At 45.0% G+C, this 7010-nt stretch carries 5 protein-coding genes; all 5 read left to right on the top strand.

Annotated features, from left to right (window positions below; all coding sequences use genetic code 11):
- Positions 1-131 precede the first annotated feature (131 nt).
- The 5 genes from V7O63_RS13570 (at position 132) to V7O63_RS13550 (ending at position 6937) form a co-directional block, all read left to right on the top strand.
- Positions 132-1241: a transposase gene (locus tag V7O63_RS13570; protein WP_340817689.1), complete on the top strand. Its 1110-nt coding sequence runs from the start codon at positions 132-134 to the stop codon at positions 1239-1241.
- A 153-nt stretch (positions 1242-1394) separates the two neighbouring features.
- Positions 1395-2249 carry a sulfide/dihydroorotate dehydrogenase-like FAD/NAD-binding protein gene (locus V7O63_RS13565; RefSeq protein ID WP_340819079.1) on the top strand — a complete coding sequence of 285 codons (855 nt, stop codon included), beginning with the start codon at positions 1395-1397 and terminating at the stop codon, positions 2247-2249.
- Positions 2249-3619: an NADPH-dependent glutamate synthase gene (gene gltA / locus V7O63_RS13560; RefSeq protein ID WP_340819078.1), complete on the top strand. Its 1371-nt coding sequence runs from the start codon at positions 2249-2251 to the stop codon at positions 3617-3619. Before V7O63_RS13565 ends, gltA begins: the two co-directional genes overlap by 1 nt.
- 200 nt (positions 3620-3819) lie before the next feature.
- On the top strand, positions 3820-5760 hold the full coding sequence (locus V7O63_RS13555; RefSeq protein WP_340819077.1) for a phosphoadenosine phosphosulfate reductase family protein: 1941 nt from the start codon (positions 3820-3822) through the stop codon (positions 5758-5760).
- Between the two features lie 79 nt (positions 5761-5839).
- On the top strand, positions 5840-6937 hold the full coding sequence (locus V7O63_RS13550) for an AI-2E family transporter (protein WP_340819076.1): 1098 nt from the start codon (positions 5840-5842) through the stop codon (positions 6935-6937).
- Positions 6938-7010 lie beyond the last annotated feature (73 nt).

The raw sequence follows: 7010 nt of genomic DNA, 5'->3' as shown, positions 1-7010 counted from the left end.
AGTCCATCAAATTAGAATTTTGACTTAAAAGCTTACCTCTTTTTTCTTTAAGACCTCGCCCCCCCCCCCCCCCCAAAAAAAAAACAGTAGCTAGGTCAATAGATTCATATAGTATAAATTTGGCCAGTCTCATGGAGGATATTTGTACTGTGTATAAAGGAGTCCTCTTTGAGGACTCCATTCGAAACTACGTTGGTAAAGATAATGTGTCAATTTGCCGGTTGCTACATTCTCTTAATATCGATGATATCGCACAGCATGTTGAAAACAACTACTATTCCAATAAAGACTGGCATTTCAAGTATCGTGTTTCTTCTATGATAAAACTCACCATTGTCATGTGTTTCAGAAAACTCTCATTTGACAAAACTATCTCATCGCTAACAGATGAAGAAGCTCTGCTTCTTCGTTTTGTTAATACGAACGATGATATTTCAATGCCAACTGGAGCAACACTTCACCACTTTGTGAAATACAGGTTAGGAGAAAATGGATTCCGGGAAATAATGCAAAAAGTAGCTTCGAGAATACTAGATCTAACATCTTCAAAGGACCTAAAAACAGATTCAACACCTATTGAAGCTTCTAGGTACGACAAGCATAGTGATTATAATCCGCATTATAACTGTAAAATGGATAAAGCGCATATCACATTAATCGGAACTTGTCCATTGTACATGACGTATACAAAGGGACTGGCACATGATTCTCCACAACTGGAACAGCATATTGAGTTCTTGAAAAGATTGAATCCTGAAGTTGATTCATATGCTTTGGATGGTGCATATGATTCATTCACTAACTACGCAGATATCTGGAATGATCTTAATGTGAATCCTACAATATCCCTTCCTTCTGATGCTGTTGTCAGTGAGGAAGGAAGAATAGAGAGAATCAATCATTGGATGAACAAGATGTGGAAAAGTGGGGGAGACCCCCACTTTCCACTTAACAGAAAATTGAAGTTCCTCTACAAACATGGAAGGTCAAAGCAAGTTGGAATGTATCTAAGAAATCAGAACATGGAGGATGCAGAATTCCAGAAGAAAAAAGGGACAAGACAAGATTGTGAAAGGTTTCACAAGCATGTGAAGCATATTCTCAAATTTGATGTTAGATCAATCAGAAAAGGAAGCAGAGAACTCTATGTTACCATGAACTTTGTTGTTTATCAATTGATGCTGATTGCAAATTTGCAAAACAAGGTCAAAAATCCAAATTCATTTGCAAATTATGTGTGAGAAAAAGCTTGTCAAATTAGAATGGAGAAAAAGATGAGCTAATTTGATAATCTCCATGTTAAAACTACGTTCCATCTCAATTCTTAAGTACTATTAACTTAATCATATCCCCAAAACTCCCATTATTTCTAATTTAACACATTATGTGATCACATGTCATACCAGATCGTAGAAAAAAAAGAGATTGCACCATCAGTCCACCTGATGAAGATCAAAGCACCCGATGTAGCAACAGCCGCAAAGGCCGGTCAGTTCATCATATTACGCATTGACGAGACCAGTGAAAGGGTACCTCTGACAATTGCTGATTTTGACACATCAGAAGGTACCGTCACAATCATTTTCCAGGAAATGGGCAAGACTACAAAACAGCTTGCAAAGATGTCATCATCAGATGAGCTTCAGGACTTTGTGGGTCCACTTGGAACACCTGCAGACGTCAGGGAGCTCGGTACCGTCATCCTTGTAGGTGGTGGAGTAGGCATCGCCCCTGTTTATCCTCAGGTCAGGGCATACCGTGAGGCAGGTAACAAGGTCATTTCAGTTATCGGCGCAAGGAACGAGAGTCTCCTTATCCTCGAGGATGAGATGAGAGAAGCTTCAGATGAACTTCATGTTGCAACAGATGATGGCTCCAAAGGTCACCATGGTTTTGTCACTGATGTGGTGAAAGGTATCCTTGACAGTGGCGAGAAGGTCGCAAGGGTAGTTGTTATAGGTCCTCCTATTCTGATGAAGGTTGCAGCAGGTATGCTGGAGCCTTATGGTGTGGAAACACTTGTAAGTCTTAATCCTATAATGATCGATGGTACCGGTATGTGTGGTGGGTGCAGGGTGTCCGTAGGTGGGGAGACAAAGTTCGCCTGTGTGGATGGTCCTGAGTTCGATGCCCACAAAGTGGACTTCAATCTTTTGATGAGTCGTCTTGCTCTTTACAGGGACGAGGAATCAAAGTGTATTGAGAATCACAATAATAACCACAAATGTACCTGCAAGGGGGAGAACTGATGGCTGACAGACAGGCTATGCCACTGCAGGACCCTAAGGTAAGAGCACAGAACTTCGATGAGGTGGCTCTTGGTTATACCGACGAGCAGGCACTTGCCGAAGCTTCAAGGTGTATCGAATGCAAGAACCCGAAATGTGTAGAAGGCTGCCCGGTAAATATCGATATCCCTGGTTTTATTTCCCGCATAAAGGAAAGTGATCTTGACGGCGCTATCGATCTCATCAAATTGACCAACACGCTTCCTGCGGTCTGCGGACGTGTGTGTCCTCAGGAAGAGCAGTGTGAACTGCAATGTGTTCTTGGAAAGAAGGGGGAACCTGTGGCTATCGGCAGGCTTGAGCGCTTCTGTGCAGACTATGAAAGGAAGAAGGGCGTGACCTCTCCGGTACGTTCAGAACCAACAGGCAAGACGGTAGCTGTCATAGGTGCCGGACCTGCAGGTCTTACAGCAGCAGCAGACCTCGCAAAGGCAGGCCATGCGGTCACGATATTCGAATCACTCCATGACACCGGTGGTGTATTGACCTACGGTATTCCTGAGTTCAGGCTTCCAAAGGCGATCGTAAAGGAAGAGGTAGAGTACATCAAGCAGCTTGGTGTTGATGTAAAAGTTGACTATGTAATAGGGAAGATCAAGACCCTTGATGAGCTCAGGAACGAGTTCGATGCGGTATTCCTCGGAACTGGTGCAGGACTGCCCAAGTTCATGGGAATCGAAGGTGAGAACCTCAATGGTGTCTACTCCGCAAACGAGTTCCTTACAAGGGTAAACCTGATGAAAGCCTACCAGTTCCCGAGCTATGATACTCCTATCAAGAGAGGTAAAAAGGTCGTTGTTGTAGGTGGCGGTAACGTTGCAATGGATGCCGCGCGCAGTGCACTTCGACTTGGTGCCGATGAGGTAAGCATAGTCTACCGTCGTGGCGAAGAAGAACTTCCTGCAAGGAGGGAAGAAGTTGAGAATGCAAAGGAAGAAGGCATCATCTTCAGGCTCCTTAGCAACCCAGTGCGCATACTTGAAGGTGAGAACATGACCGTCAATGGTGTCGAATGCATCAGGATGGAACTTGGTGAACCTGATTATTCCGGACGCAGGAGACCAGTTGAAGTTGCAGGTTCCGAGTATGTAGTGGATGCTGACATAGTCATCATTGCCATAGGAACTTCCCCAAACCCCATGATCTTCTCCGGTTCAGAGGGACTTGAGACCAACTCAAGGGGAACCATTGTAGTTGATGATTCAGGAAAGACCTCTATCGATAATGTCTATGCAGGCGGTGATGCCGTCACAGGTGCCGCAACAGTTATCAGTGCCATGGGTGCCGGAAAGGTCGCCGCACAGGCAATAAATGAATATCTTTCTAAGTGAACATGTCCGGCTCTGTCCGGGTATCCTTTCTTTTTCTTTTTTCTTAGTTTGTTGATAGAACACGTTTTTAAGCTGGTATGCTCTAAATGGTCTCAATGAAAAAAGGCAGTTCTTCTTCATCTCGACAACAAAGATCTCCTCGGTCTGGTGCGTCACATCTTAAAAGTGTTAACAGGCCATCATCAGGTCAAAAGAAACCTATGAGCAGGATGGCCGGGAAAGGTCACGCTCCAAAAAAGTCTGTTCAACGGTATGCCAGCAACGAGAAGGACTATATCTTCTGGTGTGAGGAATGTAATGTACCTCTTCTTGAAAAAGACTGCAATACCTGCGGCAGGGAGGGCAAAAGGATCGACCTGTCGCAACCGGCTGATGTAAGGTTCTGTTCGCCTTACGAGAGAAGTGTCCTCTATGACCTTCTGACAGGCACATTTGGCTGCGACCCGTTAGGTGAAAGGATAGTTCTCCTTAACAAGATCCCGGGTGATGATAAGACCGATGAGGTGATAGTTGATGGTCTTCTCTTTGGAACCCTTCGTTTTGATATTCAAAATATGGACTATGTTTTTGAACCTTCTGTAGATGGTGCAAATATCCTTCTTGGACACACCGTTCATAAAACCCTTATTCTGAAAAGGAATTCCAGGCATCTCAATGGTAAAAAGGTGAACTACGACCTTGTGGAGTCTATTTCCTCCGATATTCTGGAAGGGGATGTGATCCTTGTAAGGTCCGGTAATCTCACAGGCTTCGGGATATCTTATTGCGATGCGAAGGATGCATCCTCTGTGGAAGGTCCGGTGCTGAGGGTCAGAAGGACCGATTCCCGGCATGCTTCACTTAACCGGAAGGTTCCTGCTATGGATGATGTGATAGCTGCCAATCTGCCATACATACGTACCATGGGGAAGAATGCTATCAACACGATAAAAGGGATAGCTAACCAGAAGGAGTACAAAAAGCTCCCTGTAAACGTATCGTTCAGTGGCGGGAAGGACAGTCTTGTGGTGCTTGACCTTACCCTCAGTGCTCTTAAGAACAGGGAGGTCAGGGCATTCTTCCTCAATACAGGTATCGAATTCCCGGAAACAGTGGAATTTGCCCGTAAATACTGCAGGGATAATGGCGTTGAACTTATCGAGAAAAAGGCGGTCTCGGATTTCTGGGACAATGTGGACACATTCGGTCCCCCGGCGAAGGATTTCCGCTGGTGCTGCAAGATATGCAAGCTTGCACCTGCAAATACTGCAATAGAGGAGTGTCTTGAAAAAGCTCCTACGTGCATAACAGTTGACGGCAAAAGGCGATATGAATCATTCTCAAGGGCGAACATATCCACAAGTGAGAAGAACCCATTCGTTCCGGGGCAGCTCAATATATTCCCTATCAAGGACTGGAAAGCAATAGAGGTCTGGCTGTATATCTACTGGAGAGAACTGGAGTACAATCCTCTCTATGATATGGGATTTGAAAGGGTTGGTTGCTATCTGTGTCCTGCTGCCCTTTCAGCGGAATACCAGAGGCTCAGGGTCCTGCATCCTGAACTGTACGAAAGATGGGAATCGTTCCTTTTACAATGGGCAGAAGAGAACGGTCTTTCAGAGGAGTTCATCAGACATGGTCTGTGGAGGTGGAAAGAGCTTCCTCCAAAGATGCTGAAGCTAAGTGAGGAAATAGGGATCCGTACTTCTGCAAAGGCCGGTACTTCATCGTTCAGTATCAATATCACATCAGGTATATCTCCCTGCAAGGCAGGAGGTTACAGCATCGAGGCCTCGATACACGGATTCTCAATGAAGAGGACCATGGGTGTGATGAACATCATCGGAAAGATGGTCCTCTCAGAGGAACTTGGTCTTCTGATGGTGAGGTCGGATACATCCACGGTCAAGATATTCTCATCAGGCAGTCTTGTTGTGAATTCTGAAGGCAAAGAGTCTGCTGATCAGCTGTTCAATGATGTCTCCCGGCAGTTGTTGAAGGCACATCGGTGTACTGGTTGTGGTATATGTATCAAGGCCTGTCCTGTCAATGCAATTGATGTAAGGGATGGCTATGTGCATGTCAGCGACAGCTGTATAGGTTGCGGAAAATGCGATGATGCCTGTGTGGTCCTGAAATATAAGGACAAGCTGGCATGATCTAAATGCATCAATATCGCACTAATTATTAATAGCTTAATATATAATATATTCACAAAAGATTATCTGAAGGGTATAAATGGTCACTACAGGAAAAGATGGTATATCACGCATTATCGATGCAAAATGGCAAATAGCATCCTTTGCTGCGATCTCTCTCCTTTTCATATTGTTCGTCTACATACTTTTCCCGCTTGCTGATGGCGTGGTTCTGGGACTTGTTTTTGCATACATTGCCCGCCCTATCTCCAGAAAACTGGCCCGTTTGGGCCGTCTGGGGTCGGTAATAGCCACAATGTGTATCGTTGTCCCTGTTATCTTTATCATAGGATCTGGAATGGTGGAGATACTCCGACAGATAGTCTGGGTCATTGAGAACCAGGCATATGTACTCAATTCAGCTTTCGATATTTTCAGGTCCATAGATATTCCTGCAAGATATAGTGCTGATGTACAGCAGATGATATGGAATGTATCCACATCCTTCTTCCCTATACTGAGCCAGATCGGTGTGGTATCATATGCCCGCAATTTCATGATGTTCGGTATTAACCTGCTGCTGGCTGTCTTCCTTTGCTATTTCCTGCTGGCGGACGGTGAGCACCTTTACAATGCTGTGATAAGGATTGTTCCTGAGGAGTACGAATGTGCGTTCAAACGCTTCCTGTTAAATCTTGACGTTATACTGCAGGGTGTTTTCGTGGGCAATGCTTCAGCTGCGTTAATAGTAAGTGTCCTTTCACTGATAGTATTCTATGCATTCGGTTTCACACATATCCTTGCACTGGCAGCCCTGATATTCGTGGCATCTGTCATACCCATGTTCGCCGGATATATGGTGCTGGTCGTATTGTCAATATACCGCTACATCGATCAGGGACTTGAAAGTGCAGTAGTGTTCTTCGTTGTGTCCTCGATAGTAATCTATGCTCCGCCCGAACTCGTCCTGCGCCCTTACCTTGCGAGTATCAAATCCCAGATACATCCCTTCCTTATCCTCATTGCATTCCTTGGCGGTGCCTTTGTAGGTGGGGTTGCCGGATTCTTCCTGGCTCCAATAGTACTTGGTGCCATAGTTGCGGCATACAGGGTCCATACCGGGGACAATGGAGTTATCTGTTCCCAGGTGGATGCCTCTCTCTGTGATGAAGGAACAGCTCATGAAGAGGCCATGTAATTCGTACCCTTTCTATTTTGCTTCAGCCGAGTTGAAAAAGGTTAATAAGGATTGCTCTAATTAAGGTAGCAAG

The organism is Methanolobus sp. WCC4 (assembly GCF_038022665.1).
In the GTDB taxonomy this organism is placed as follows: Archaea; Halobacteriota; Methanosarcinia; order Methanosarcinales; family Methanosarcinaceae; genus Methanolobus.
The sequence above is the reverse complement of the archived record's forward strand: the minus strand, read 5'-3'. Positions and strand labels throughout refer to the sequence as shown.